Annotated in this window: 20 protein-coding genes and 1 tRNA gene; 16 read left to right on the top strand and 5 right to left on the bottom strand. The window is 66.5% G+C overall.

Translation table 11 applies throughout. The features are described from left to right. Window positions 1-54: 54 nt before the first annotated feature. The 7 genes from AC04ME_RS05315 (at window position 55) to rpoC (ending at window position 13,867) form a co-directional block, all read left to right on the top strand. On the top strand, window positions 55-1,728 hold the full coding sequence (locus tag AC04ME_RS05315; RefSeq protein ID WP_042539074.1) for an ABC transporter substrate-binding protein: 1,674 nt from the start codon (window positions 55-57) through the stop codon (window positions 1,726-1,728). A gap of 86 nt (window positions 1,729-1,814) precedes the next feature. Beyond that, window positions 1,815-2,819 carry an ABC transporter permease gene (locus tag AC04ME_RS05320; protein WP_309686350.1) on the top strand — a complete coding sequence of 335 codons (1,005 nt, stop codon included), beginning with the start codon at window positions 1,815-1,817 and terminating at the stop codon, window positions 2,817-2,819. 34 nt (window positions 2,820-2,853) lie between these two features. Continuing rightward, complete coding sequence (locus AC04ME_RS05325; RefSeq protein WP_056375728.1) at window positions 2,854-3,819, top strand: ABC transporter permease; 966 nt, start codon at window positions 2,854-2,856, stop codon at window positions 3,817-3,819. Next, complete coding sequence (locus AC04ME_RS05330) at window positions 3,816-5,522, top strand: ABC transporter ATP-binding protein (RefSeq protein ID WP_079112338.1); 1,707 nt, start codon at window positions 3,816-3,818, stop codon at window positions 5,520-5,522. Before AC04ME_RS05325 ends, AC04ME_RS05330 begins: the two co-directional genes overlap by 4 nt. A 44-nt stretch (window positions 5,523-5,566) precedes the next feature. Next, window positions 5,567-6,181, top strand: a complete 615-nt coding sequence (locus AC04ME_RS05335; protein ID WP_475433892.1) for a hypothetical protein — start codon at window positions 5,567-5,569, stop codon at window positions 6,179-6,181. A 221-nt stretch (window positions 6,182-6,402) separates the two neighbouring features. Beyond that, entirely contained in the window at window positions 6,403-9,906 is a 3,504-nt protein-coding gene (gene rpoB, locus AC04ME_RS05340; RefSeq protein ID WP_042539084.1) for a DNA-directed RNA polymerase subunit beta, read from the top strand. A gap of 85 nt (window positions 9,907-9,991) precedes the next feature. Then, the gene (gene rpoC / locus AC04ME_RS05345; RefSeq protein ID WP_042539086.1) at window positions 9,992-13,867 is read left to right on the top strand and encodes a DNA-directed RNA polymerase subunit beta'; all 3,876 of its coding nucleotides are present in this window, start codon (window positions 9,992-9,994) and stop codon (window positions 13,865-13,867) included. 124 nt (window positions 13,868-13,991) lie between these two features. Here rpoC and AC04ME_RS05350 read toward each other — a convergent pair whose 3' ends face one another. Continuing rightward, on the bottom strand, window positions 13,992-14,582 hold the full coding sequence (locus tag AC04ME_RS05350) for a hypothetical protein (RefSeq protein WP_367822844.1): 591 nt from the start codon (window positions 14,580-14,582) through the stop codon (window positions 13,992-13,994). Between the two features lie 85 nt (window positions 14,583-14,667). Here AC04ME_RS05350 and AC04ME_RS05355 point away from each other — a divergent pair, with 85 nt between their 5' ends. Both AC04ME_RS05355 and AC04ME_RS05360 read left to right on the top strand, forming a co-directional pair. Continuing rightward, window positions 14,668-15,597 (top strand): PfkB family carbohydrate kinase, encoded by a 930-nt coding sequence (locus tag AC04ME_RS05355; RefSeq protein WP_475433895.1) that lies wholly within the window; start codon window positions 14,668-14,670, stop codon window positions 15,595-15,597. 86 nt (window positions 15,598-15,683) lie between these two features. Further along, window positions 15,684-15,768 (top strand) — tRNA-Tyr (locus AC04ME_RS05360). A 141-nt stretch (window positions 15,769-15,909) separates the two neighbouring features. Here the strand turns inward: AC04ME_RS05360 and AC04ME_RS05365 are convergent. Then, on the bottom strand, window positions 15,910-18,027 hold the full coding sequence (locus AC04ME_RS05365) for an MMPL family transporter (RefSeq protein ID WP_475433898.1): 2,118 nt from the start codon (window positions 18,025-18,027) through the stop codon (window positions 15,910-15,912). 79 nt (window positions 18,028-18,106) lie between these two features. Here AC04ME_RS05365 and AC04ME_RS05370 point away from each other — a divergent pair, with 79 nt between their 5' ends. The 4 genes from AC04ME_RS05370 (at window position 18,107) to AC04ME_RS05385 (ending at window position 20,444) form a co-directional block, all read left to right on the top strand. Continuing rightward, complete coding sequence (locus AC04ME_RS05370) at window positions 18,107-18,604, top strand: MarR family winged helix-turn-helix transcriptional regulator (RefSeq protein ID WP_311879723.1); 498 nt, start codon at window positions 18,107-18,109, stop codon at window positions 18,602-18,604. Window positions 18,605-18,698: 94 nt separating this feature from the next. Beyond that, on the top strand, window positions 18,699-18,965 hold the full coding sequence (locus tag AC04ME_RS05375; protein ID WP_042539097.1) for a hypothetical protein: 267 nt from the start codon (window positions 18,699-18,701) through the stop codon (window positions 18,963-18,965). Between the two features lie 15 nt (window positions 18,966-18,980). Further along, the gene (locus AC04ME_RS05380; RefSeq protein ID WP_311879721.1) at window positions 18,981-19,844 is read left to right on the top strand and encodes an FHA domain-containing protein; all 864 of its coding nucleotides are present in this window, start codon (window positions 18,981-18,983) and stop codon (window positions 19,842-19,844) included. A 126-nt stretch (window positions 19,845-19,970) separates the two neighbouring features. Beyond that, on the top strand, window positions 19,971-20,444 hold the full coding sequence (locus tag AC04ME_RS05385) for a heme-binding protein (RefSeq protein ID WP_475433900.1): 474 nt from the start codon (window positions 19,971-19,973) through the stop codon (window positions 20,442-20,444). 102 nt (window positions 20,445-20,546) lie between these two features. Here AC04ME_RS05385 and AC04ME_RS05390 read toward each other — a convergent pair whose 3' ends face one another. The 3 genes from AC04ME_RS05390 to AC04ME_RS05400 all read right to left on the bottom strand — a co-directional run bounded on the left by AC04ME_RS05390 (window position 20,547) and on the right by AC04ME_RS05400 (window position 23,002). Continuing rightward, the gene (locus tag AC04ME_RS05390; RefSeq protein WP_455904354.1) at window positions 20,547-20,843 is read right to left on the bottom strand and encodes a hypothetical protein; all 297 of its coding nucleotides are present in this window, start codon (window positions 20,841-20,843) and stop codon (window positions 20,547-20,549) included. Between the two features lie 223 nt (window positions 20,844-21,066). Further along, window positions 21,067-21,585 carry a gluconokinase gene (locus AC04ME_RS05395; RefSeq protein ID WP_311879718.1) on the bottom strand — a complete coding sequence of 173 codons (519 nt, stop codon included), beginning with the start codon at window positions 21,583-21,585 and terminating at the stop codon, window positions 21,067-21,069. 7 nt (window positions 21,586-21,592) lie between these two features. Continuing rightward, window positions 21,593-23,002: a GntP family permease gene (locus AC04ME_RS05400; RefSeq protein ID WP_475433903.1), complete on the bottom strand. Its 1,410-nt coding sequence runs from the start codon at window positions 23,000-23,002 to the stop codon at window positions 21,593-21,595. 137 nt (window positions 23,003-23,139) lie between these two features. Here AC04ME_RS05400 and AC04ME_RS05405 point away from each other — a divergent pair, with 137 nt between their 5' ends. From AC04ME_RS05405 to AC04ME_RS05415, 3 genes are all read left to right on the top strand, one after another. Further along, window positions 23,140-23,847 (top strand): FadR/GntR family transcriptional regulator, encoded by a 708-nt coding sequence (locus AC04ME_RS05405; RefSeq protein ID WP_042539105.1) that lies wholly within the window; start codon window positions 23,140-23,142, stop codon window positions 23,845-23,847. Window positions 23,848-24,024: 177 nt separating this feature from the next. Then, the gene (locus AC04ME_RS05410; protein ID WP_079112358.1) at window positions 24,025-24,516 is read left to right on the top strand and encodes an FBP domain-containing protein; all 492 of its coding nucleotides are present in this window, start codon (window positions 24,025-24,027) and stop codon (window positions 24,514-24,516) included. A 46-nt stretch (window positions 24,517-24,562) separates the two neighbouring features. Beyond that, a complete protein-coding gene (locus tag AC04ME_RS05415; RefSeq protein WP_475433906.1) occupies window positions 24,563-25,357 on the top strand; it encodes an enoyl-CoA hydratase/isomerase family protein in 795 nt (264 codons plus the stop codon). The last annotated feature ends 134 nt before the right edge of the window (window positions 25,358-25,491 follow it).

The following is a 25,491-nucleotide window of genomic DNA, read 5'->3' on the forward strand; positions in this document are numbered from 1 at the left end:
AGTCGACGATGTCTTCGGGACGCGCACTGTAGCGCTCGACAGGAAGGTCACACAATGCACCACTCAGTCACGCGTCGGCGAGGACTCCTCGCCGTCACCGGAGCCGCACTGGCGGCGCTGGTCCTCTCGGGATGCGTCGCCAGCGAGCGCAGCGACGACGGCGGAGAGGCTGCGGGCGATGTCGACGGCACGTTCGTGTTCGCCGCATCCTCCGACCCGGCCAGCCTCGACCCGGCATTCGCACAGGACGGCGAGAGCTTCCGCGTCTCGCGGCAGATGTTCGAGGGCCTCGTGGGCACCGAACCCGGCACGGCCGACCCGGCACCGCTGCTCGCCGAGTCGTGGGAGTCGTCGGAAGACGGCATGAGCCACACATTCACTCTGAAGGAGGACGTCACCTTCCACGACGGCACCCCGTTCAACGCCGAGGCCGTGTGCGCGAACTTCGACCGCTGGTACAACTGGACCGGCCTCGCGGCATCAGAGGCGTTCGGCTACTACTACAACAAGCTCTTCAAGGGCTACGCCGACAGCCCGGCGGACGCCGTCTACAAGTCCTGCACCCCTGACGGCGACTACTCCGTCACGATCGACCTGAACAAGCCGTTCGCCGGATTCGTCGCGTCGCTGTCGCTGCCGTCGTTCTCGATGCAGAGCCCGTCGGCACTCCAGGAGTTCGGCGCCGACGACGTGAGCGGCTCCGCCGAGGCTCCCGTGCTCTCCGAGTACGCGATGGGGCACCCGGTCGGCACCGGCCCGTACCAGTTCGACGAGTGGGCGCCGGGCGAGCAGGTCACGCTCAAGGCCTACGACGACTACTGGGGCGAGGCGGGCCAGATCGACGAGATCATCTTCCGCACGATCGACGACCCGACCGCGCGTCGCCAGGCTCTCGAGTCCGGATCGATCGACGGCTACGACCTCGTGGGTCCTGCCGACACCAAGGCGCTCGAGGACGACGGCTTCACCATGGTGTCGCGCCCTCCCTTCACGATCCTCTACCTCGCCTTCAACCAGGCCATCCCCGAGCTGCAGGACCCCAAGGTCCGTGAGGCGCTCTCGTACGCGGTCGACAAGGATGCGCTGATCAGCCAGGTCCTCCCCGAGGGCACCGAGAAGGCGATCGAGTTCGTTCCCGACACCGTCAACGGCTACAACCCCGACGTCACGACCTACGACTACGACCCCGAGAAGGCCAAGTCCCTGCTCGCAGAGGCAGGCTATGACGAGGCCAACCCGCTGAAGCTGACCTTCAACTACCCGGTCAACGTCTCGCGTCCGTACATGCCGGACCCCGAGCAGATCTTCACGGTGCTCTCGTCGCAGCTGGCCGAGGTCGGCGTCGAGACCACCCCGGTCTCGGAGGAGTGGGTCGAGTACCTCGACCGCACCACGGGAACGGCCGACCACGGCATCCACCTGCTGGGCTGGACCGGTGACTACAACGACACCGACAACTTCGTCGGCGTCTTCTTCGGTCAGCAGAGCTCGGAGTGGGGCTTCGACAACCCCGAGCTGTTCCAGAAGCTGAACGAGGCTCGCGGTGTCTCCAACCTCGAGGACCAGACGGCCCTCTACGAGGAGATCAACGAGATGGTCGCGCAGTTCATCCCGGGTGTGCCGATCGCGCACCCGGCGCCGACACTGGCATTCGACCCTCGCGTCGAGAGCTATCCCGCCAGCCCGGTGAACGACGAGGTCTTCACGGACATCGTCCTCACCGAGTAGGTCTGACCGACTGAGATGCCCACCCGGGTCTCCGCGCTCGCCGCGGAGGCCCGGGACCGGCGTACCTTCTGATCAACGGAGACCTCTTGCTGCGCACCATCGGCAGGCGACTGCTTTTCCTCATTCCCACTCTGATCGGCCTCAGCATCCTGCTGTTCGCCTGGGTCAGGGCCCTGCCAGGCGGCCCGGCCGTCGCTCTTCTCGGCGAGAAGGCGACTCCGGAGGCCGTCGCCAGGGTCAACGAACTCTACGGCTTCAACAAACCGATCCTGGAGCAGTACTTCATCTGGGTCGGCCGCCTCCTCCAGGGCGACTTCGGAACATCGATCCAGACGAACCGGCCCGTGACGGAGGAGTTCTTCCGTCGCTTCCCCGCGACGCTCGAGTTGAGTGTTCTCGCGCTCATCTTCGCGGTCGGCGTCGGCATCCCGCTCGGCTACTGGGCGGCTCGCCGCCACGGCAAGTTCACCGACCACGCGTCGGTGGTGCTGAGCCTCGTGGGCATCACCATCCCGGTGTTCTTCCTGGCCTTCATCCTGAAATACGTGTTCGCGGTGCAGCTCGGGTGGCTTCCCTCGGACGGCCGTCAGAACCCCCGAATAGATGCCACGCACCCGACGGGGTTCTACGTCTGGGACGGCATCATCACCGGCGAGTTCGACGCGTCCTGGGACGCGCTCATGCACCTCGTCCTCCCGGCGCTGGCGCTCGGCACGATCCCGCTCGCGATCATCGTCCGCATCACCAGGGCGAGTGTCCTGGAGGTGCAGAACGCCGACTACGTGCGCACGGGCCGCGCGAAGGGCGTCGGTTCGTCGACTCTGCGCAGTCGCTTCATCCTGCGCAACGCGATGCTGCCCGTGATCACGACGATCGGTCTGCAGACCGGACTCCTCATCTCGGGCGCGGTGCTCACCGAGACCGTCTTCGCGTTCCCCGGCATCGGATCCTTCCTCGCGAGGGCGATCTTCACGCGGGACTTCCCGGTGCTCCAGGGGTTCATCATCTTCATCGCGATCGCCTACGCGCTGATCAACCTGGCGGTCGACGTGTCGTACAGCTTCATCGATCCGAGAGTGCGGGTGCAGTGATGTCCCGTCTCGTTCTCCGAAAGGGGGTGGCGTCATGACCATCTCGCTCCCACCCGCGCAAGGACCATCCGCAGCGAGCGGCGAGGTCGTCGACACCGTCGCCGTCGGCCGAGCAGGGCTCAGAGAGGGCCCCGGCGGATTCTGGCACGATGTGTTCCGCCGCCTCCGCCGCAACCCCACCGCCTGGATCGGCGCCGGCATCGTCCTGGTGTTCATCCTGGTGTCGGTGCTCGCTCCCGTGCTCGCTCCGTACCCCGAGACCGCATTGCCCGGCGCGAAGTTCATCACGCCGACGCACATCCCGGGACCGGGGGAGCTCCCCGAGTTCCCGCTCGGCCTCGACCGCTTCGGCGGCGACGTGCTCTCCAAGCTCATCTGGGGTGCGCAGGCGTCGCTGCTGATCGGTGTCATCTCGACCGCCCTGGGTCTGGTCGGCGGAATGATCCTCGGTCTTCTCGCCGGCACGTTCGGCGGATGGGTCGACACGCTCATCATGCGCATCGTCGACATCATCCTGTCGGTGCCGAACCTGCTGCTGGCCGTCTCGATCGCCGCGATCCTGGGTCAGACGCCCTTCGCGGTGATGATCGCGATCGGTGCGTCGCAGGTTCCGATCTTCGCGCGCCTGCTGCGCGCGTCGATGCTGCAGCAGCGATCGAGCGACTACGTGCTCTCGGCCCAGACGCTGGGCCTCGGACGCGGTCAGATCACCATGTCGCACGTCCTGCCCAACGCGATCGGCCCGGTCATCGTGCAGGGGACGCTCACGCTGGCGACGGCTGTGATCGATGCGGCGGCGCTGTCGTTCCTCGGTCTCGGCGGCGGTCGCCCCGAGACGGCCGAGTGGGGGCGCATGCTCACCTACGCGCAGGCCGAGCTCGCCATCGCGCCGTGGCTGGCATTCCTGCCCGGCATCTGCATCGCGGTCACCGCGCTCGGCTTCACCCTGTTCGGTGAGGCGCTGCGCGAGGCCATGGACCCGAGGACGAGAGCACGATGAACGCTGCGAACGAGAACCGGGCGCCGAACGCGCCCCTGCTGTCTGTCGAGGGCCTGGCCGTCGACTTCGCCACCATGGACGGCGTCGTGCACGCGGTCGAGGGCGTCGACCTCGAGATCGCTCCGGGTGAGACCGTCGCGATCGTGGGGGAGTCGGGGTCGGGCAAGTCGACGACCGCGATGGCCATCATCGGGCTGCTCGCCGGGGGCGGCCGCGTCGCCGCCGGCAGCATCCGCCTCGACGGCCGCGACATCACGCGCGCCTCCGAGAACGAGCTGCGCACGATCAGGGGGCGTGATATCGGCCTCGTGCCACAGGACCCGATGTCCAACCTGAATCCGGTCGCCAAGATCGGCACCCAGGTCGCCGAGACCCTCCTCGCGCACGGTCTCGCCACCAGGCAGAACGTGAAGGAGAAGGTCGTCGAGGCGCTCAGCGCCGCGGGCCTGCCCGACCCCGAACGCCGTGCGAAGCAGTATCCGCACGAGTTCTCGGGCGGCATGCGCCAGCGCGCGCTGATCGCGATCGGTCTGGCGTGCAAACCTCGTCTGCTGATCGCGGACGAGCCGACGAGTGCGCTCGACGTCACCGTGCAGCACACGATCCTCGATCAGATCGGTCAGATGACGCGCGAGCTGGGCACGGCCGTGCTGCTCATCACGCATGACCTCGGTCTCGCGGCCGAGCGCGCCGAGCGCGTCGTCGTGATGCACCGGGGCAAGGTCGTCGAGCAGGGGCCGGCCAAGCAGATCCTCGAGGCGCCGCAGCATCCGTACACGCAGTCGCTCGTGGCGGCGGCACCGTCGGTCGCGGCAGCGCGCCTGCGGCCGGAGGCGTTCCGTGTCGAGGACCGGCCCGCTCAGGGGGCGGATGCTCCGGCCCTGGCGGACGAGGTGACGCCCGGGGTTCCGGCCGCCGACCACATCGTCGAGTTCGAGCACCTCACCAAGGTGTATCCGGTCCGAGGGCAGAAGGAGGACTTCGTCGCCGTGAACGACGTCTCTCTCGCGATCCCTCGGGGTGAGACGGTCGCCATCGTGGGCGAGTCCGGGTCCGGCAAGACCACCACGGCGCGGATGCTGCTCAAGATCATCGAGCCGACGAGCGGCCTCATCCGGTACGGGGGCAAGGACATCGCGTCCCTCGACCGCGCGGAGACGAAGGACTTCCGTCAGCGGGTGCAGCCGATCTTCCAGGACCCGTACTCGAGCCTGAACCCGATGTTCACGATCGAGCGCCTGATCTCCGAGCCGCTCGACTTCTACAAGCGGGGGAGCAGCGCCGACAGGCGCAAGCGCGTCCGCCAGCTGCTCGACGATGTGGCCCTGCCGCAGTCCATGCTGCGGCGGTATCCGTCGGAGCTGTCCGGCGGGCAGCGGCAGCGTGTCGCGATCGCCAGGGCGCTCGCCCTCTCGCCCGATCTGATCGTGTGCGACGAGCCGGTGTCGGCGCTGGACGTGCTCGTGCAGGACCAGATCCTCACACTGCTCGGCGACCTGCAGACCGAGTACGGGCTCAGCTATCTGTTCATCTCGCACGACCTCGCGGTCGTGCGACTGATCAGCGACTACGTGTGCGTGATGAAGGACGGATCTCTCGTCGAGGCGGCTTCGTCGGAGGAGATCTTCACGAACCCGCGCGACCCGTATACGCGCCGCCTGCTGGCGTCGATCCCGGGGAACGAACTCAACATCGCCTCCTGAGGCTCCGAGAGCGCATGGTCACAGCCGCTATATAGGCTGTGGCCATGCGCTCTCCCCTTCCGTCCGCGGCAGTCATCCTCCTCGCTGCATCGCTCGTCCTGACCGGATGCTCCTTCTCGACCACGGAGTCGTCGACCTCGACGGGCGAGGAGCCGGCGGAGTCGAGTGCTCCGAGCACGCAGGAATCGACGAGTCTCGACGCGGCACCCGCCACGGGAGAGACGATCGCCGGAGACGGGTACACCTACGTCGTCCCCGAGGGGTGGGCCGTGCCCGATCAGGAGATCGCCGGCTTCAGCCCGGACACGCTCGCCGCGAACCGACAGGACACGGACGGGTTCGCCGACAACGTCAACGTCCTCGAGTCGCCCGCCGGCCTCGTCACTCCTGACCTCGTCGAGAGCGCCGGAGTGACCGAGCTCGAGGGAGCCGGCGCGACCGACATCGTCGTGAACGACCGGGTGACGATCGCAGACTCCGAGTCCGCTCACCTGTCGGCGTCGATGACGAGCGAGGGCACGACCTACAGCGTCGAGCAGTACTACGTCAGCACCGACGACCAGACCTACGTCGTCACGTTCTCGTTCAGCGACACGGTGACTCCCGACGAGCGGCAGGCGGTCGCCGAGTCGATCCTCGTCACCTGGACCTGGGTCTGACCGACGTCCGACGAGGCGTCCTGAGGGCACCAATACCGCAGCATCCGAAGAACGTCAAGGATTGAGCTTGCCATGTCGCAAGTTCGCGCGTATAGTTGGTAGTTGCGCTCGCTTCTCCCTGCCCTCATATGGTGGTCGGCATTTCGTTGAGCATCCGGGCGCACACTCACCTGACGACAAAGGAATCGAGAAGCCCTGCGGGGCTCACGGAGGTTATTCCCTTGGCTGCTGCTCGCAACGCATCCACCACCACCACCACTAAGAACGGACGCGGAGCATCCCGTCTTTCGTTCGCCAAGATCTCCGACACGCTGACGGTCCCTGACCTTCTCGCTCTGCAGACCGAATCCTTCGGCTGGCTCGTCGGCAACGACGCCTGGAAGGCTCGTGTCGCAGAGGCCAAGAAGGCCGGCCGCACAGACGTGAACGAGAACAGCGGCCTCGGCGAGATCTTCGAGGAGATCTCCCCGATCGAGGACCTCGGCGAAACGATGCAGCTGTCGTTCACGAACCCGTACCTCGAGCCGGAGAAGTACTCGATCGAGGAGTGCAAGGAGCGTGGCAAGACCTACGCCGCTCCGCTGTACGTCGAGGCCGAGTTCATGAACCACCTCACGGGCGAGATCAAGACCCAGACGGTCTTCATGGGCGACTTCCCGCTCCAGACCGACAAGGGCACGTTCATCATCAACGGCTCCGAGCGCGTCGTCGTCTCGCAGCTCGTGCGCTCCCCGGGTGTCTACTTCGACAAGACCCCCGACAAGACGTCCGACAAGGACATCGTGTCGGCGCGCGTCATCCCGAGCCGTGGTGCATGGCTCGAGTTCGAGATCGACAAGCGCGACCAGGTCGGCGTCCGCGTCGACCGCAAGCGCAAGCAGTCGGTCACCGTGTTCCTCAAGGCGCTGGGCATGACCAGCGAGGAGATCCTCACGGAGTTCGCCGGCTACACCTCGATCGAGGAGACGCTCGCGAAGGACACCATCGTCACGAAGGAAGATGCGCTCCGCGACATCTACCGCAAGCTGCGTCCGGGCGAGCAGGTCGCTGCCGAGGCCGCGCGTGCGCTTCTCGACAACTTCTACTTCAACCCGAAGCGCTACGACCTGGCGAAGGTGGGTCGTTACAAGATCAACCACAAGCTCGGTCTCGACGCACCGCTGACCGACTCGGTCCTCACGGTTCAGGACATCGTCGCGACTATCAAGTACCTCGTGCGTCTGCACGCAGGCACGGAAGAGACCTTCCCCGGCATCCGCTCGGGCAAGAAGGCCGACATCCGCATCGCGACCGACGACATCGACAACTTCGGCAACCGTCGCATCCGCGCGGTCGGCGAGCTGATCCAGAACCAGGTCCGCACCGGTCTCTCCCGCATGGAGCGCGTCGTCCGCGAGCGCATGACCACGCAGGACATCGAGGCGATCACGCCGCAGACCCTGATCAACGTGCGCCCCGTCGTCGCAGCGATCAAGGAGTTCTTCGGAACCTCGCAGCTCTCGCAGTTCATGGACCAGAACAACCCGCTCGCGGGTCTGACCAACAAGCGCCGCCTCTCGGCTCTCGGCCCCGGTGGTCTGAGCCGTGACCGCGCAGGTGTCGAGGTCCGTGACGTCCACCCGTCGCACTACGGCCGCATGTGCCCCATCGAGACCCCTGAAGGCCCGAACATCGGTCTGATCGGTGCTCTCGCGACCTTCGCGCGCATCAACTCGTTCGGCTTCATCGAGACCCCGTACCGCAAGGTCACCGGGGGCGTCGTCACCGAGGAGATCGACTACCTGACGGCTTCCGAAGAGGTCGACTTCAACATCGCGCAGGCCAATGCCCCGCTCGACAAGAACGGTCGCTTCATCGAGAGCCACGTCCTGGCCCGCCCCAAGGGCGGCAGCGGCGAGGTCGACATGTTCCTCCCGGAGGACATCGGCTACATCGATGTCTCGCCTCGCCAGATGGTGTCGGTCGCGACCTCGCTCGTGCCGTTCCTCGAGCACGACGATGCGCAGCGCGCGCTCATGGGCGCCAACATGCAGCGTCAGGCTGTGCCGCTGCTGCGCAGCGACTCGCCGCTCGTCGGAACCGGTATGGAGGGCTACACCGCCATCGACGCCGGCGACGTGCTCACGGCTGAGAAGCCGGGTGTCGTCACCGAGGTCTCCGCAGACCGCGTCACCGTCATGCTCGACGAGGGTGGAACGCAGGATTACCACCTGCGCAAGTTCGACCGCTCCAACCAGGGCACGTCGTACAACCAGAAGGTCGTCGTCAACGAGGGCGACCGCGTCGAGGTCGGAGAGGTCATCGCTGATGGCCCCGCCACCGAGAACGGCGAGCTGGCCCTCGGAAAGAACCTCCTCGTCGCGTTCATGACGTGGGAAGGCTACAACTTCGAGGACGCGATCATCCTCAGCCAGGACCTCGTGAAGGACGACACCCTCTCCTCGATCCACATCGAGGAATACGAGGTCGACGCCCGCGACACGAAGCTCGGCAAGGAGGAGATCACCCGTGATCTCCCCAACGTCAGCCCTGAGCTGCTGAAGGATCTCGACGAGCGCGGCATCATCCGCATCGGCGCCGAGGTCCGCCCCGGCGACATCCTCGTCGGCAAGGTCACGCCGAAGGGCGAGACCGAGCTGTCGGCGGAAGAGCGTCTGCTCCGCGCGATCTTCAACGAGAAGAGCCGCGAGGTCCGTGACACCTCTCTGAAGGTGCCCCACGGTGAGCAGGGCACGATCATCGCCGTCAAGGAGTTCAACGCCGAGGACGGCGACGACGAGCTCGGCTCCGGTGTCAACCGCCGAGTCGTGGTCTACATCGCCCAGAAGCGCAAGATCACCGAGGGTGACAAGCTCGCCGGTCGTCACGGCAACAAGGGTGTCATCGCGAAGATCCTCCCGATCGAGGACATGCCGTTCCTCGCGGACGGAACCCCCGTCGACATCGTGCTGAACCCGCTGGGTATCCCGGGTCGAATGAACTTCGGTCAGGTGCTCGAGACCCACCTCGGGTGGATCGCGAAGCAGGGCTGGAAGGTCGAAGGAAACCCGGAGTGGGCTACGAAGCTCCCGAAGGACGCCTTCGAGGCCGCGCCCGGCACCAAGGTCGCCACCCCGGTGTTCGACGGTGCGAGCGAGGAGGAGATCGCAGGTCTCCTCGACTCGACCATCCCGACCCGTGACGGTGTGCGCCTGATCGACTCCACCGGAAAGGCCCAGATGTTCGACGGCCGCTCCGGCGAGCCGTTCCCGGCGCCGATCTCGGTGGGCTACATGTACATCCTGAAGCTCCACCACCTGGTCGACGACAAGATCCACGCGCGTTCGACTGGTCCGTACTCGATGATCACCCAGCAGCCGCTCGGTGGTAAGGCGCAGTTCGGTGGCCAGCGATTCGGTGAGATGGAGGTGTGGGCCCTCGAGGCCTACGGTGCCGCATACGCGCTCCAGGAGCTCCTCACGATCAAGTCCGACGACATCCTCGGCCGCGTCAAGGTGTACGAGGCCATCGTCAAGGGCGAGAACATCCAGGAGCCCGGCATCCCCGAGTCCTTCAAGGTGCTCATGAAGGAGATGCAGTCGCTCTGCCTGAACGTCGAGGTCCTCTCGGCAGACGGCACGCTCGTCAACCTGCGTGACACCGACGACGAGGCCTTCCGCGCTGCGGAGGAGCTCGGCATCAACATCTCCAGCCGCTTCGAGGCCGCCTCGATCGACGAGATCTAAGGTTCAGGCCGCCGACTGAGCAGCATGCCCGGTCGGCGGCCCACCTCCCCGATTTCTTCAGAAGAATTCCTACACAGGAGAATTTGTGCTCGAGTCAAACACTTTCGATGAGCTTCGCATCGGCCTGGCCACCGCGGACCACATCCGCGCCTGGTCCTACGGCGAGGTCAAGAAGCCTGAAACCATCAACTACCGCACCCTGAAGCCGGAGAAGGACGGTCTCTTCGGAGAGCAGATCTTCGGCCCGTCCCGCGACTGGGAGTGCGCCTGCGGAAAGTACAAGCGTGTCCGCTTCAAGGGCATCGTCTGCGAGCGCTGCGGCGTCGAGGTCACCAAGTCCTCGGTCCGTCGTGAGCGCATGGGTCACATCGAGCTCGCCGCTCCCGTCACCCACATCTGGTACTTCAAGGGTGTTCCCTCGCGTCTGGGCTACCTGCTCGACATGGCGCCGAAGGACCTCGAGAAGGTCATCTACTTCGCCGCCTACATGGTCATCTCGGTCGACGAGGATGCTCGTCACCGCGACCTGGGCACGCAGGAGAACAACATCCGTCTCGAGCTGAAGACGCTCGGAGACCGTCGCGACGCGAAGATCGCCGAGCGTCTGGCACGCCTGGAGGAGGAGCTCGCTTCCCTCGAGGCGGAGGGCGCCAAGGCCGACGCGAAGAAGAAGGTCAAGGACGCCGCCGAGAAGGAGATGTCGCTCATCCGCAAGGGTGCCGACGAGGCGATCGCCAAGCTCGAGCGCGTGTGGGAAGACTTCCGGACCCTCGAGGTCGGCGCACTGCGTCCCGAGGACGACGTCTTCCACGAGCTGCAGGACCGTTTCGGTCAGTACTTCGAGGCCTACATGGGCGCCGAGTCGATCCAGCGTCGCCTCGCGGCGTTCGACCTGGCAGCCGAGGCGGAGAGCCTGCACCTGCAGATCTCCGAGGGCAAGGGCCAGCGCAAGATCCGCGCGATCAAGCGTCTGAAGGTCGTCAACTCGTTCCTGGAGACCGGCATGAGCCCGGCCGCCATGGTGCTGGATGTCGTTCCGGTGATCCCGCCGGAGCTGCGCCCGATGGTGCAGCTCGACGGTGGCCGCTTCGCGACCTCCGACCTCAACGACCTCTACCGTCGTGTGATCAACCGCAACAACCGTCTTCGTCGTCTGATCGACCTCGGTGCCCCCGAGATCATCGTCAACAACGAGAAGCGGATGCTGCAGGAGGCCGTCGACGCACTGTTCGACAACGGTCGCCGTGGTCGTCCCGTCACCGGAACCGGCAACCGCGCCCTGAAGTCCCTCAGCGACATGCTGAAGGGCAAGCAGGGTCGCTTCCGTCAGAACCTGCTCGGAAAGCGTGTCGACTACTCCGGCCGTTCGGTCATCATCGTCGGACCGCAGCTCAAGCTGCACCAGTGCGGTCTGCCCAAGCAGATGGCTCTGGAGCTCTTCAAGCCGTTCGTGATCAAGCGCCTGATCGACCTCGGTCACTCGCAGAACATCAAGGCAGCCAAGCGCGCTGTCGAGCGCACCCGTCCCGAGGTCTGGGACGTGCTCGAGGAGATCATCCGCGAGCGTCCGGTGCTGCTCAACCGTGCACCCACCCTGCACCGTCTGGGCATCCAGGCCTTCGAGCCTCAGCTCGTCGAGGGCAAGGCCATCCAGCTGCACCCGCTCGTCTGCGCGGCGTTCAACGCCGACTTCGACGGTGACCAGATGGCTGTCCACCTGCCGCTGTCGGTCGAGGCTCAGGCCGAGGCCCGCGTGCTGATGCTCGCGTCGAACAACATCCTGAAGCCGTCCGACGGCCGCCCGGTCACCCTGCCTTCGCAGGACATGATCATCGGTCTGCACCACCTGACCACGGTCAAGGCGGGCGCAGCCGGTGAGGGCCGTGCATTCGGTTCGGTGGGCGAGGCGATCCTGGCCAAGGACGAGGGAACCCTCGACCTGCAGGCCAAGGTCCGCATCCGCATCCCGGGTCTGACGTTCCTCGAGGGCGAAGCTCCCGAGGGCTACGAGCGTCACGGTCTCGTCGACGCATCGCTCGGTCAGGCGATCTTCAACGACACGCTTCCCAAGGGATACCCGTTCGTCCGCGAGCAGGCTGACAAGAACAAGCTGTCGCAGATCGTCAACAAGCTGGCCGAGGAGTACCCCAAGGTCGAGACGGCTGCGTCGCTGGACCGCATCAAGGACGCCGGTTTCTACTGGGCGACTCGCTCCGGTGTGACCGTCGCTCTGAGCGACATCCTGACGCCTCCGAACAAGGCGGAGATCGTCGCCGGCTACGAGAAGCAGGCCGCGAAGGTCCAGTCCCAGTACGAGAAGGGCCTGACGACCGACACCGAGCGTCGCCAGGAGCTCATCAAGATCTGGACCGAGGCGACGGACGAGGTTCAGGCCGCGATGCGGGCGAACTTCCCCGAGGACAACACCATCAACCGCATGGTGTCGTCCGGTGCTCGTGGTAACTGGCTGCAGATCCGGAACATCGCCGGTATGCGTGGTCTGGTGAACAACCCCAAGGGTGAGATCATCCCGCGTCCGATCATCTCCTCGTACCGCGAGGGTCTGTCGGTTGCGGAGTACTTCATCGCGACGCACGGTACCCGTAAGGGTCTGGCCGACACCGCTCTGCGTACCGCCGACTCGGGTTACCTGACCCGTCGTCTGGTGGATGTCTCGCAGGACGTCATCATCCGCGAAGAGGACTGCGGCACGTCGAAGGGCCTCGAGCTCCCGATCGCCGCTCCGAACTCGCAGGGCGAGCTGGTGCGCGACGCGAACGTCGAGAACTCGGTGTTCGCTCGTACGCTGGCCTCCGATGTGGTCGACAGCAAGGGCGAGGTTCTCGCTTCTGCCGGTGACGACGTGGGTGACGTGCTCATCGACAAGCTGGTCGCGCTGGGTGTCGAGAGCATCAAGGTGCGCTCGGTTCTCACGTGTGACTCCGCTGTCGGTGTCTGCGCGCAGTGCTACGGCCGTTCGCTCGCGACGGGTAAGACCGTCGACATCGGAGAGGCCGTCGGCATCATCGCGGCCCAGTCGATCGGTGAGCCCGGTACCCAGCTGACGATGCGTACCTTCCACACCGGTGGTTCGGCTTCGGCCGATGACATCACGCAGGGTCTGCCCCGCGTGCAGGAGCTCTTCGAGGCGCGTACCCCCAAGGCTGCGTCGCCGATCGCAGAGGCCGACGGTCGCATCACTATCGACGAGACGGACAAGGCCAAGAGGCTCATCCTGACGCCCGACAACGGTGACGAGGAAGTGATCTACCCGGTTCTGAAGCGTGCGACGCTTCTGGTCGAGGACGGTCAGCACGTCAGCGTCGGTCAGCCGCTCCTGGTCGGAACGCTCGACCCCAAGGAGGTCATGCGTGTCATGGGTGCCCGCGAGGTGCAGCGTTACCTCGTCGGTGGCGTCCAGGGCGTGTACCGCTCGCAGGGTGTGCCGATCCACGACAAGCACATCGAGGTCATCGTCCGTCAGATGCTCCGCAAGGTCACCGTCGTCGATCACGCCGACACGACCCTGCTTCCGGGTGAGATGGTCGACCTCAAGCGCTACCAGGCGATCAACCGCGAGGCTGTGGCAGAGGGCAAGCGCCCGGCGTCCGGCCGTTCGGAGCTGATGGGTATCACGAAGGCGTCGCTCGCGACGGAGTCGTGGCTGTCGGCCGCCTCCTTCCAGGAGACGACCCGCGTGCTCACCGAGGCTGCGATGCAGGGCAAGCGCGACCCGCTGGTCGGCCTCAAGGAGAACGTCATCATCGGTAAGCTCATCCCCGCCGGAACCGGTCTCTCGAAGTACCGCGACGTCACGGTCGAGGCCACCGAGGAAGCCAAGAGCGAGCGCTACCCGAACCGGATCTTCGCATCCGACGGCGCGTACGCTGACGGCGACTTCGGCTACGTCGACTTCGACGCGTTCTCGACGGACGACATCACGCCGGGTACGTACAATTGACCCGCTTGCGGGTCAAGATTGAGCGAGAACGCGCGTAGCGCGAGCGAGTCGAAAAACTGACGTACTGAGTGAGTGAGAAGGCCCCGGGCGATTCGCCCGGGGCCTTCTTCGTGTCCGGATGCCGTCAGTCGAAGAGGTGCGCCACGATGCTCGAGGTATAGCCCTCGGGGGCCAGGTTGGAGTATTCGGAGTCGATCAGCACGTCGTCACGCCAGAACAGGGTGCGCCCGTCGGTGACCGGGTACTGCGTGTTCGGCCAGGTCTTCTCGCAGCGGGTGCCGCCGTCCGGCGTGAAGCACGTGAAGCCCTCGTCGGCGACGAGAGCGTTCAGCATGTCGAGGGCCGGGCCGCGGTTCATCAGAGAGATCGTCGTGACGAGACGGGTGGTGTCGGCCTTCGGGTCCGCCCAGATGCAGGTCAGCGTGCCGTCGTCGCCCACTCCGGAGGGTCCGAAGGCCGCATCGTTGAGCGGGATGCCGTCGAGCTGGGCGAGCACGTCGTCCGACAGGATGGCGCGACAATCGGAGGGCAGAGCGATCGGCGTCTCGGTCGGAGTGGGGGAGGGCGACGGACTTGCCGATCCATCGGGCGAAGAACTCGACGACGGCTCCCCGGATTCGCTCGGGCCGGCGGATCCTGAGCCGGTGGAACCGCAGCCGGTGAGCAGCGTCACGAGCAGGAGAGCCGCAGCTCCGGCGGCGATTCGAGGGTTCATGCGCTCACCGTAGCGCTGATGGGATGCAGTGCAGGGAAGCCGCGCAAGCGGGCCCAGAAGCCGCTCTCGCGGTAGTGTCGGCAGAATGAGTGATGAATCCTCCCGAGCACCCGGTGCAGTCGTCGTCGGAGACGCACTGATCGACGAGATCCACGACGGCGGTGGAGTGCGAGAGCTGGTCGGCGGCGCAGCGCTGAACGTCGCCGTCGGCCTTCGCCGGCTGGGCGTGCCGACGACGCTGATCGCGATGGTCGGAGAGGACGAAGCGGGTGCGCACATCCGCGAGTACCTCGACGATCACGACGTGCGACTGATCGCGAGCGAGGCGCCGCTGGGCTCGTCTCGTGCGATCGTGCAGCGTGCGTCGGACGGCGAGCCCGTCTACGTCTTCAACGAGGCGGCGCAGAGGCGCAGCATCCGGTACTCGGGCGAAGCCGTCCAGGCGATCGCCGACTCGGGTCTCGTGGCTGTCAGCTGCTTCCCCTTCGATGTGCCTGCTGAGGTCGATACGCTGCTCGAGGCCGTCGGTGATGCTCGACTCGCTGTCGACCCGAACCCGCGTTCGGGCATGCTGAGTGATCGCGCCGAGTTCGTCCGCGGCTTCGAGCGTGCGGCTGCCGGGGCATCGATAGTCAAGGTCGGCGCCGATGATGCGTCGCTTCTCTACGACGGCGATCTCGACGCCCTCCGGGCACGGCTGCGCGCCCTCGGTGTCAGCGCGGTCCTCGCGACCGCTGGTGCTGATGGCGCCGCACTCGAGTCGGATGCCGGCATCGTGACGGCGCCCATCTCGACGCTGCCAGGACGCGTCGTCGACACCGTCGGAGCGGGCGATGCGACCCTCGCCGCTGTGGCGGCGGGATTGGCGAACGGCACCCCGTCCGACGCTGACGGGTGGCGGCAGCTGCTCGTTCGAGCGATGGATGTGGCCGCCGCGACGTGCCGCGCCGAGGGCGGCCTGCTGCGGACTCCGGAGTCCCTGGCCGACCCCGTCCAGGGCGTCTTCGGGAGCTGAGCGCTCGATTTCTCACGCCTGCCCTCGGCAGGTATGATTATCTATCGTGCCCCCGGTTGGCTGTCGAAGTCGGACGGGTGCGCTCTGGCGAGTTACCCAAGCGGCCAAAGGGATCTGACTGTAAATCAGACTGCTCAGCATTCGGGGGTTCGAATCCCTCACTCGCCACCAGAGAAGTTCCTCGGCCATGCGAGGTCGACGCTGAACAGTTCCGCACACGATGAGAAACGCCCCCGCACCGCGGGGGCGTTTCTCGTTTCTGTTCTGGCGGAGTCTTCTTCCGCTGCCCGGTCGCGGCGAGGATCTGCCGTCCTAGCCGACGCTCACGACGTCAGGCCTCTGCTCGGCGGAGAGCGCGTCGGCACCGTTCCGGGTGGCCTCGGCATCGGAAAGCGGCGGACGGCGCGGCCACCAGAAGCTGTCTTTGGTGATGAAGGCGAGCGCCGGGACGATGACGGTTCGCACGAGAAGAGTATCGATCAGCACGCCGATGCAGACGATGATGCCGATCTGCGTCAGCGTGATGAGTGGCAGGACTCCGAGCACGGCGAACACCGCGGCCAGCAGGATGCCGGCGCTGGTGATCACGGCGCCCGTCGCGGCGAGAGCGCGGATCATTCCCTGCGTGGTCCCGAGGTGCGCGGCCTCCTCCTTCGCTCGAGTGACGAGGAAGATGCTGTAGTCGACGCCGAGCGCGACGAGGAACAGGAAGCTGAACAGCAGCACGTTCGTGTCGATGGCGGGGAACTCGAAGAGCGGGGATTGGAAGAGCCACCAGCTCAGCCCGATGGCCGAGAAGAAGCTGGCCACGACGGCGATCAGAAGCAGCAACGGAGCGACGAACGCCCGAAGGAGAAGGACGAGGACGACGAAGACCAGCGCAAGGATGAGCGGGATGAGGAGCGCCTGGTCGCGAGCCTGCGCATCGGCGACATCGAGCGCCTGAGAGTCGAGGCCACCGACGAGGCCCTCGCCGGATCCGACGTCGTCGAGGGCGTCGCGCATGCGCTCGACTGTCGCGAACGCCGCCTCGGTCTCGGCGCTGGCATCGAGGGTGACATCGATCCGCGCCAGCTCATCCGTCGTCTCTCCCATGGTCGCCGAATCGACGCCGTCGAGATCTCCGAGGGCAGCGGCGGCTGCGTCCGCATCATCGAGAGGAACGACGACGATAGCGGGGGAGGTGGTTCCCGCCGAGAACGCGTCAGCGAGAACCTCCTGACCCTGCACCGCCTCAGGCTTCTGCAGGAAACGGTCATTCTGCGACAGCCCGGTCTGGACGAACAGCAGGCCGCTGGCCATTGCTCCGAGCGCCACGAAGCCGACGGATGCCACCAGGACCGGTCGCTTGGACACTCCGCGACCGAGCTTGCCCCAGACGCTGCGCGAGATGGCATCGGGCGAGTTGAACCGGGGGATGTAGGGCCAGAAGAGACCGCGACCGAACAGCACCAGGGCGGCGGGGAGCACGAAGAGAGCGAAGAACATGGCGACGAGAATTCCCACGGCGCACGCCAGCCCCAGCGCGCGGTTGCCGGCGATCTCGGCGAGGAGCAGCGTGAGAAGAGCGAGAGCGACGGTCGATCCGCTGGCGATGATTGCGGGACCCGCTCCGCGAAGAGCCCGTTGCATGGCTTCCCTGCGATCCTCGTGCAACCGCAGTTCATCCCGGTATCGGGCGATGAGCAGGAGTGCGTAGTTCGTTCCCGCGCCGAAGACGAGCACCGACAGGATGCCGGTGATCGACGCGTCGAGCTGGATGCCTACGGCGCCGGCCACCTGTCGCGCGACGATCCCGGCGAGGGCGTCTGCCAGCCCGATGACGACCAGTGGGACGATCCACAGCCAGGGGCTCCGGTAGGTGATCAGAAGAAGCACCGCGACGACGATGACGGTGGTGAGCAGCAGGGTGAAGTCCGCTCCGTCGAAGACAGCGGCGATGTCGACTTCGAAACCCTCTGCGCCGGTCAGATAGACGCGTACCCCATCGATGTCTGCGGCGGAGATGTCGCGGATCTCCTGTGCGCGGTCGGACTGTGCGGCGACGTCGGGCTCCGGCTCGAGGGGCACGATCACCAGTGCGACCGTTCCGTCGTCTGAGATCTGCGCGGGTGGGACGGCACCGTCGCGTGAGAGATCCGCCAGATCACCGAAGGCTTTCTCATTGATCAGAGCGAGGGTGTCAGCGTCCAGCTCGCCATATTCGGCGGCGAACACGACGAGCGCAGAGGTCGCCTCCGCACTCGTGAACTCCTCCAGAAGCTCATCGACCTTGACCGATTCCGCCGACGAGGGGAGCCCCACGGAAGGGGCGGTTTCGGACTCCTCGCTCCCCGCGAGCGCGAAGAGCGCGGCGGCTGCGACGGCGGTCACGACGAGGATGATCCACGATGTCTTGGCGGACGTCAGGAAACGGGTCAGAGCACTCACGAGAATTCCCCACCTTGGATAGTAGTTCGATAGTCGAATTATATGACTATCGAAAGAGAATAGCGATATCGTGGAGGTCATGCAAGCGAGCGAGGGTCCATCACCGGAGGCCGAGAGAGCGGCGTTCGCGCCTGCCCGACCGGCGACGGCGCTGCTGCGGGACTTCCTCGAACTCAGTGAGCTGTTCGAGTCCTCCCTCGCCGACGAGCTGGGCGTCAATCCCACCGACCTCCAGGTCATGGAGCACCTGATCATGAGCGGGCCGCTCGCTCCGACCGAGCTCGCTCGGAGAGTGGGGCTCTCTGCGGGAGCGACCACCACGTCCGTCGATCGACTCGTCGCGCTCGGGCATGTGTCTCGAGAGCCTCGGCCGAACGATCGTCGCGGCATCCTCGTCGCTCCCCGCCCCGAGTCGCGCGACAAAGCGATGGGTCGCCTGATCCCCATGATCATGGGTGTCGATGCGGAGCTGGACTCCTTTACGCCACAGGAACAGGATGTGATCACCAGGTATCTCCGACGGGTCACTGAGTCACTGCGCGCACACGCCGGCGCCGATCCACCGGCTCCACGCTGAGATTTCTAGACAGTGTTCAGAAATCCCTGGACACCTCGGAACGGCAGGCGCATAATCTGATCCACAGGACATGGTTTTAGCAAAGGAGCACGCCATGAGCGATCCGAATGAACCGACAGAGCTGTTCGACTCGGCGTCGGGGCCGACCGGTGCCTCGATCACCGATTGGACAGACCTCGGGCGGGAGATGTGGGCCTACCTCACCGGTCGAGGAGCCGCCGTCAACTACACGTTCGACGACATGACCGTCGAAGTGCCTCGGGATATCGGGCCTGATGCGCCGCGGGCGACCTGGAAGTTCAACGGCACGCTCCGGGTGACGACCAGCGACAGCGCGTCCGGTGGCGCGGGCTCGGTCTGAGCACGAGCTCCTCCGATGATTCGCCTCGATATCGACCTGCAGGTCGAGCAGACCAGCCCCGACGGCGGCCCTCCGACACGGTTCAGCGTCAGGGCTGAGGGTCAGGAGGTCGTCGTCTCCCTTGAATCCACCCCTGGACTCGGAAGCATGAGCCGTCGAGACCTGACTCAGCTCGTGCCGCTCGCCGATGGGCTCGCGCGACGCGGAATCCGTGTGCGTGTGGAGGGGCCGCGGGGGACTCTCGTTCAGTTCGGGGATGTGAGATCGGGGCCCATGGGCCGGGCGATCGCCGGATCCTCGCACATCAAACTGGGGCATCTCTCGACGCTCCTGTCCGAGGCGCAGCATCGGGAACGCGGGAGCGGCTTCCGGCTTCCCGTCCCTCCGTCGACGCCGTTTCCCCTCGTCCCCACAGTCGCCCGGAGAGTTCGGCGGCGAGTCACGACGACCCATTACATTCCCGGCTCCGGTCGTCCGCGGTTGATCTTCGCGGTCGGATCAGGCGACTGGAACTCCAGCAGGCCGCGTGAGTTCGACCTGCTCCCGGGGCGCACCGTCATCGGTTCCGGACCGGACGCCGACCTCCGGTTGGAGGGACTCGAAGCCCGCCACGCCGAAGTCCGTCACAATGAGGACGACGAGTACGTCCTCTACTCGTATGCGGCGACCGGCGGCGGCCGACCGAATCTGCCGCACAGCACGGAGAACGCCAGGATCCTGCGCACCGGATCTCGCATCGAGATAGGGCCATGGCGCCTGGCGTACTACCGCGAGGAGTTCGCCGACCATGGGCGTCCCTTCGGCGGACGCCAGGGAGGCGAGTACGAGTTCCAGAAGCAGCAACCGGTGCGTCCGTACGGATCGGGCGAGCTCGGCTGACCGATTCCGTCCATCGGAGGGGAGCCGCATCGTGCTGGGGTGCTGAGGATGCGGCGCGCGCGTCGTGAGCAGCGTTGTGCGGCGGCTACAGTCTCAGGCGAACCATCTACGAAAGAGGCGCTGCTGATGACTGACCAGACGAGGCTCGCGCAGCTGGAGAAGGAGCACGTCGAACTGGTCGTGCGGCGATTCGACCGAGCGGACGCGTGGCGACTCGGGCGCTCCATAGCCGAGCGCGCGCTGGCTCAGGGAGCTCCCGTCGCGGTCGATGTGCGCACTGCGTCGGCCGTCCTGTTCCACGCGTCGCTGCCTGGCGCGACGGCTGACAACGACGCCTGGGTGCAGAAGAAGGCAGCGACTGCCCTGAGGTTCGAGACCAGCACTGCGCTGCTCGAAGCACGTGTCGCCGGCGGCGGGCGCGACATGTTCGAGCCGGGATGGCTCGACCCCGTCACGTATGCCGTCGCCGGCGGCTCTGTGCCTGTTCGTGTCGAAGGGGTGGGCGTCGTCGCCGTCGCGACGGTGTCGGGGCTTCCCTCAGCGGATGATCACGACCTCGTCGTCGAGGGGATCACGGCGCTGGGACTGCTCGTCGGGTGACGGGTGGGTCGGCTGACGGGCGAGTCGGGTGACGCAGTGAGGGCTGCCCAACGTCGTCGATGCGCGAACGCCCGATGACGACTGGGTCCATTCCGCCCGTGGTCAGGGCCCGATCTGGACCTCGACGTACGGATAGTGGCAGTCGCCGGGCGCACCTGCCTGCTCGCAGTCCTGATCGGGCTCGAGCATCAGCAGCGCTGGCCCCGTGAGATCGGGTGGCAGGTCTACCGACACGGAGGCCGCTCCGATCTCGAGGCGTGAGCCGGTCGTCGTGTCACCACCGGAAGTGCGGACGATCAGTTCTCCCGCCCACTGCTCGTCGATGCTGCACCCGGCAGGATCGACGGACACGGTGACGGTCTGTCCCGCCCGCGGCGACGGGGAGTCGACCGTCAGCATGATCACCGACTCCTCGCACGCTCGCGAGGAAGCTGAGGGAGCGTTCGCCCCGGTCTCGGCGCCTGGTGCGTCACTCGTCGTACCGTGCTGACTCGGACCTCCGGCGGTCTGCGGTGAACATCCTGCGAGTCCGGTACTGAGCAGGAGCGCCACGAGCAGTGCTCCTACCGGGTGCCGCATCGAGTTCCCCATGACTCTGAGTGTCGCGACCCGAGGGATCGTCTCAGTAGTCGGGGTGCAGGCGCAGCCGCGAGGCGATCTGTGCGGCCTGCTCGGCGGGCGTCAGAGCGATGTCGATCTCGATCGCCCTCTCGTCGTCTTCCAGCGGCTCCAGGGTGGCGAACTGCGAGTCGAGAAGGGTCGTCGGCATGAAGTGGCCTTCCCTGCGCAGCATCCGATCGAGGATCAGGTCGCGCTCGCCCGCGAAGTGCACGAACGTGACCGCATCTCGGCGCAGGACGTCGCGGTAGCTGCGCTTCAGGGCCGAGCAGGTGACGATGCCGGGCTCGCCGGCCTCGATGCGCTCGTCGATCCATTCGGCGATGAGGTCGAGCCACGGCCAGCGGTCGTCGTCGTCGAGCGCATGGCCAGCGGCCATCTTGGCGACGTTCGCCTCGGGGTGCAGATCGTCGCCTTCTTCGAAGGCCCAGCCGAGGCGTCCGGCGAGCATGGCGGCGACGGTCGATTTGCCGGTGCTGGCGACGCCCATGAAGACGAGGACGGGTGCGTTGACGGACATCATGGCGCGCTCAGACGAAGAGGCTCAGGACGAGGACCCCGGCCAGACCGGTGACCGAGATGAGGCATTCGAGCACCGTCCACGACTTCAGAGTCTGCGGGATGCTGAGGCCGAAGTACTCCTTGATGAGCCAGAAGCCCGCGTCGTTGACGTGCGACAGGAACACCGATCCCGAGCCGATCGCGAGCACGAGCAGCGCGACCATGGGCGAGTCGAGGGTCTCGGTGAGCGGCTGCAGGATGCCGGCGGCGGTGATCGTCGCGACGGTCGCCGACCCGGTGGCGATGCGAATGACCACGGCCACCAGCCAGGCGAGGATCAGCACCGAGACCGAAGACCCGGAGACGAACTCGGCGATCACGTTGCCGATACCGGTGTCGACCAGCACCTGCTTGAACCCGCCACCAGCGCCGACGATCAGCAGGATGCCGGCGATCGGGCCGAGCGACGACCCCACGATGTCGTTGATCTTCGTGCGGTCGAAGCCGGCGCCGCGTCCGAGGATGAAGAAGCCGGCGAGCACGGCGATGAGCAGTGCGATGACCGGCGTGCCGAGGAAGTCGAGAGCGAGCTTCCAGGGGGCATCCGACCCCGCGGCCGAGATGTCGGCGACAGCCTTGGCGAGCATGAGGAACACGGGCAGCAGGATGCTGAAGAGCGTGGCTCCGAACGACGGGCGCCGACGCTGCTCTTGTCCTTCGTCCTCTTCGGTGACGAACAGCTCGGGCACCGGCACATCGACCCAGCGCTCCGCGAAGCGTGCGAACAGGGGACCCGAGATGATCACGGCCGGGATCGCCACGATCACACCGAAGGCGAGGGTGAGGCCGAGGTTGGCACCGAGCGCGTCGATCGCCGCGAGAGGACCGGGGTGCGGCGGCACGAGGCCGTGCATGGCGGAGAGGCCCGCAAGCGTCGGGATCGCGATGCGCATGAGCGGCGCACCGGAGCGGCGTGCGACGAGGATGATGACCGGCACGAGGAGCACGAGGCCGACCTCGAAGAACATCGGAAGGCCGATGACGGCGCCGATGAGTCCCATCACCCAGGGCAGCGAACGCGCGCTGGCGCGGCTGACGAGCGTGTCGACGATGCGGTCGGCGCCGCCGGAGTCGGCGAGGAGCTTTCCGTAGATCGCGCCGAGTGCGATCAGGATGCCGACTCCGCCCATGGTGGTGCCGAAGCCCGTCGAGAAGCTGGTGACGGACGCGGCGATGTCCATGCCGGCGATCGCACCTGTGGCGAGCGCGCCGATGGTGAGCGACAGGAAGGGATGCAGCTTCACCCAGGTGATGAGGACGATGATGATCGCGATCCCCAGCACGGCGGCGATGATCAGCTGACCGGCGGGGCGGTCGGGGGCTGCGGTGTCGGCGGCTGCCATCATGAGCGCGTCGGCGGCGGGGGTGAAGAGTGCCATGAGCTTCCTTGATCCGGGCGTGGTTTACGACCTTATGCCGTACATAATAAGCACGCATACCACGTCATGCGCAACATAAACGAAACAATCGTGTGAGACGTCCCACGTCACGCAGTCGCGACCGGCATACTCGACATATGACCGTCGCCGGCCCCGCAAGCCCCGTCCACGACTCGCTCGTCGCCGAGCTCGGTCGCGCGATCGTCGATGGCGAGCACCCCCCGGGCTCGCGCATGCTCACAGTCGAGCTCGCCAGCGAAAGAGGTGTCTCACGCTCCGCGGCGCGGGAAGCAGTGCGAGTCCTCGAGTCCTTCGGCTTGGTCTGGGTGCGTCGCAAGTCGGGAGTCGAGGTGCGGCCTCGCGCCGATTGGAACGTCTATGCCCCTGAGGTGATCGCGTGGCGCCTCGCGGGACCGGGCCGCGACGAACAGCTGCGCGAGCTCAGCCAACTGCGCTCCGTCATCGAGCCACTCGCTGCCGGGCTCGCTGCAGGCACGGCCACCTCCGAGCAGAAGGTCGACCTCGTGTCGCTCGTCGTCGCGATGGGGCAAGAAGACCACGAGGCCGATCGCGAGCGCTATCTGACAGCCGACATCCGATTCCACAGGCTCCTCCTCGAGGCCTCGGGCAACGGGATGCTCGCCGCGCTCGGCGGCACGGTGGAGGCGGTCCTCCGCGGGCGCACCGCTCATTCCCTCATGCCTCACGTGGCCGACCAGAACGCGGTGCAGTGGCATCGCGATGTCGCGTTCGCAGTGGCGAGCGGCGACGCGGATGCGGCGGCTGTCGCCATGCGCAACATCGTCTCGGAAGCTGACGAGGCCATGCAGCGCGCCGCTGAGTAGTCCGACCGGCTGCGTCGGTGTCTCGGGAGGCGGGGAGTTGAAGACCGCCTGAGAGTCAGGATCATAAGGGGGGCGCACGCAGCGCGCGCCTGCCCGAGCACTCACCCCGGCCGCTGCAGGGGTCTCGTGATGGCGATGTGCGGACGCAGGCGGCTGAGGGGTTCATAGACTGGTCGGATGCGAGCGCTCACCGAGGCAGACATCCGTGCGTCCTTCGTCAACGCGGATGCGGACGAGCTGAGGGTCATGGAGATGCCCCTCGATCTGGTGCTGATCGACTGGGACTACCTCGACTTCTTCGCATGGCGCGATCCGAGCGCTGGGCGCCGCGGCTACGTCCTCACCCAGCACGACGGGGAGATCTTCGGAGTCGTCCTCCGAGTCTCCGACCCCGGCCGCGGGCGTTCGGGCATGTGCAACATCTGCCACACGATGCAGCCCGGAAACCAGGTCGCGCTCTTCTCGGCCCGGCGAGCCGGCGAGGCCGGGATGCGCGGAGATTCAGTGGGAACCTACATCTGCGCTGATCTCTCGTGCCACGAGAACGTGAGGCTCGCACACCCCCTCGCCCCCAGCGAGGTGCTGGCACCCGGACAGGTGGACATGCGCCTCGACGGCACTCGACGGCGTATGGAGGCTTTCACCAAGCGGGTGCGGGACGAGCGCTGATCGCGGTTAGCCTGGTGGCCAACGTCCTGTGCTCGAAGGAGAAGCCATGAACGATGCCATCCTGTTCGCCGTCGATGAGGGGCTGGCCAGGCTCACGCTGAACCGCCCCGCGAGGCTCAACGCGTTCAACGCAGATCTCGCGCACGCCTGGCGGGATGCGACGGCAGAGGCCACGTCACGGTCGGATGTCACGGCGATCCTGATCGACGCGGCAGGTCCCGCGTTCTGCGCGGGTGGCGACGTGATCGACATGGCGACGACGATGGGGTCGGCCGACGACATCACCGCGCTCGCTGAAGTCATCAACACCGGCATCCGCTCCCTGACGGAGTCCGCAGTGCCCGTGGTCGCCGCGGCGCATGGCACGACGGCGGGCGGTGGACTCGGCATCCTTCTCAGCAGTGACTACGCCGTCGTCGGATCGCGGTCTCGCCTCGGCAGTCTGTATGCGAACATCGGGCTGACCCCCGACCTCTCGGTCTCGGCCCAGCTCGCTCGAGCCGTCGGACAGCGTCGAGCGCTGCAGCTGGTGCTGCAGGACCGCCTGCTGTCGGCCGCCGAGGCGGTGGAGTGGGGCCTCGTCGCAGAGGCCGTCGAGGGGTCCGACTCCGCGGACGAAGCCGATCTCGTCCGAGCCCGTGCCGAGGAGGTCGCACGCTTCTGGCTTGCCGGGGCGGCGGAGGCCTACGGACACGCGAAGCGACTCGTCCGCTCGCAGCCCGAGCGGACGTTCGCAGAGCAGCTGAGCGAGGAGGCGCGGTCGATCGGGGCCGCCATGGCGACGCCGGATGCCCAGGCCCGGATCGCCGCCTTCGCCGCCTCCTCCGCACGCAAGAGCTGATCACTGCACACGAGCCGGTTCGCCCCGATGTATCCACGGATCGCGCCGCCACTGCTGCCCTCGCGCCGGCGCATGCAAGGATGAACGCAACGCCGCCCAACGAGAGGAACGCGATGACGCAGCCGGAGATATCC

Source organism: Microbacterium sp. LjRoot205, assembly GCF_056175745.1.

What these genes read in the sequence shown, in the direction of transcription:
- AC04ME_RS05315 (WP_042539074.1), top strand. Translation starts at nt 55, where the DNA reads ATGCACCACTCAGTCACGCGTCGGCGAGGACTCCTCGCCGTCACCGGA.
- AC04ME_RS05325 (WP_056375728.1), top strand. Translation starts at nt 2,854, where the DNA reads ATGACCATCTCGCTCCCACCCGCGCAAGGACCATCCGCAGCGAGCGGC.
- AC04ME_RS05330 (WP_079112338.1), top strand. Translation starts at nt 3,816, where the DNA reads ATGAACGCTGCGAACGAGAACCGGGCGCCGAACGCGCCCCTGCTGTCT.
- AC04ME_RS05335 (WP_475433892.1), top strand. Translation starts at nt 5,567, where the DNA reads ATGCGCTCTCCCCTTCCGTCCGCGGCAGTCATCCTCCTCGCTGCATCG.
- AC04ME_RS05350 (WP_367822844.1), bottom strand. Translation starts at nt 14,582, where the DNA reads ATGAACCCTCGAATCGCCGCCGGAGCTGCGGCTCTCCTGCTCGTGACG.
- AC04ME_RS05355 (WP_475433895.1), top strand. Translation starts at nt 14,668, where the DNA reads ATGAGTGATGAATCCTCCCGAGCACCCGGTGCAGTCGTCGTCGGAGAC.
- AC04ME_RS05370 (WP_311879723.1), top strand. Translation starts at nt 18,107, where the DNA reads ATGCAAGCGAGCGAGGGTCCATCACCGGAGGCCGAGAGAGCGGCGTTC.
- AC04ME_RS05375 (WP_042539097.1), top strand. Translation starts at nt 18,699, where the DNA reads ATGAGCGATCCGAATGAACCGACAGAGCTGTTCGACTCGGCGTCGGGG.
- AC04ME_RS05380 (WP_311879721.1), top strand. Translation starts at nt 18,981, where the DNA reads ATGATTCGCCTCGATATCGACCTGCAGGTCGAGCAGACCAGCCCCGAC.
- AC04ME_RS05385 (WP_475433900.1), top strand. Translation starts at nt 19,971, where the DNA reads ATGACTGACCAGACGAGGCTCGCGCAGCTGGAGAAGGAGCACGTCGAA.
- AC04ME_RS05390 (WP_455904354.1), bottom strand. Translation starts at nt 20,843, where the DNA reads ATGCTGACGGTCGACTCCCCGTCGCCGCGGGCGGGACAGACCGTCACC.
- AC04ME_RS05395 (WP_311879718.1), bottom strand. Translation starts at nt 21,585, where the DNA reads ATGATGTCCGTCAACGCACCCGTCCTCGTCTTCATGGGCGTCGCCAGC.
- AC04ME_RS05400 (WP_475433903.1), bottom strand. Translation starts at nt 23,002, where the DNA reads ATGGCACTCTTCACCCCCGCCGCCGACGCGCTCATGATGGCAGCCGCC.
- AC04ME_RS05405 (WP_042539105.1), top strand. Translation starts at nt 23,140, where the DNA reads ATGACCGTCGCCGGCCCCGCAAGCCCCGTCCACGACTCGCTCGTCGCC.
- AC04ME_RS05410 (WP_079112358.1), top strand. Translation starts at nt 24,025, where the DNA reads ATGCGAGCGCTCACCGAGGCAGACATCCGTGCGTCCTTCGTCAACGCG.
- AC04ME_RS05415 (WP_475433906.1), top strand. Translation starts at nt 24,563, where the DNA reads ATGAACGATGCCATCCTGTTCGCCGTCGATGAGGGGCTGGCCAGGCTC.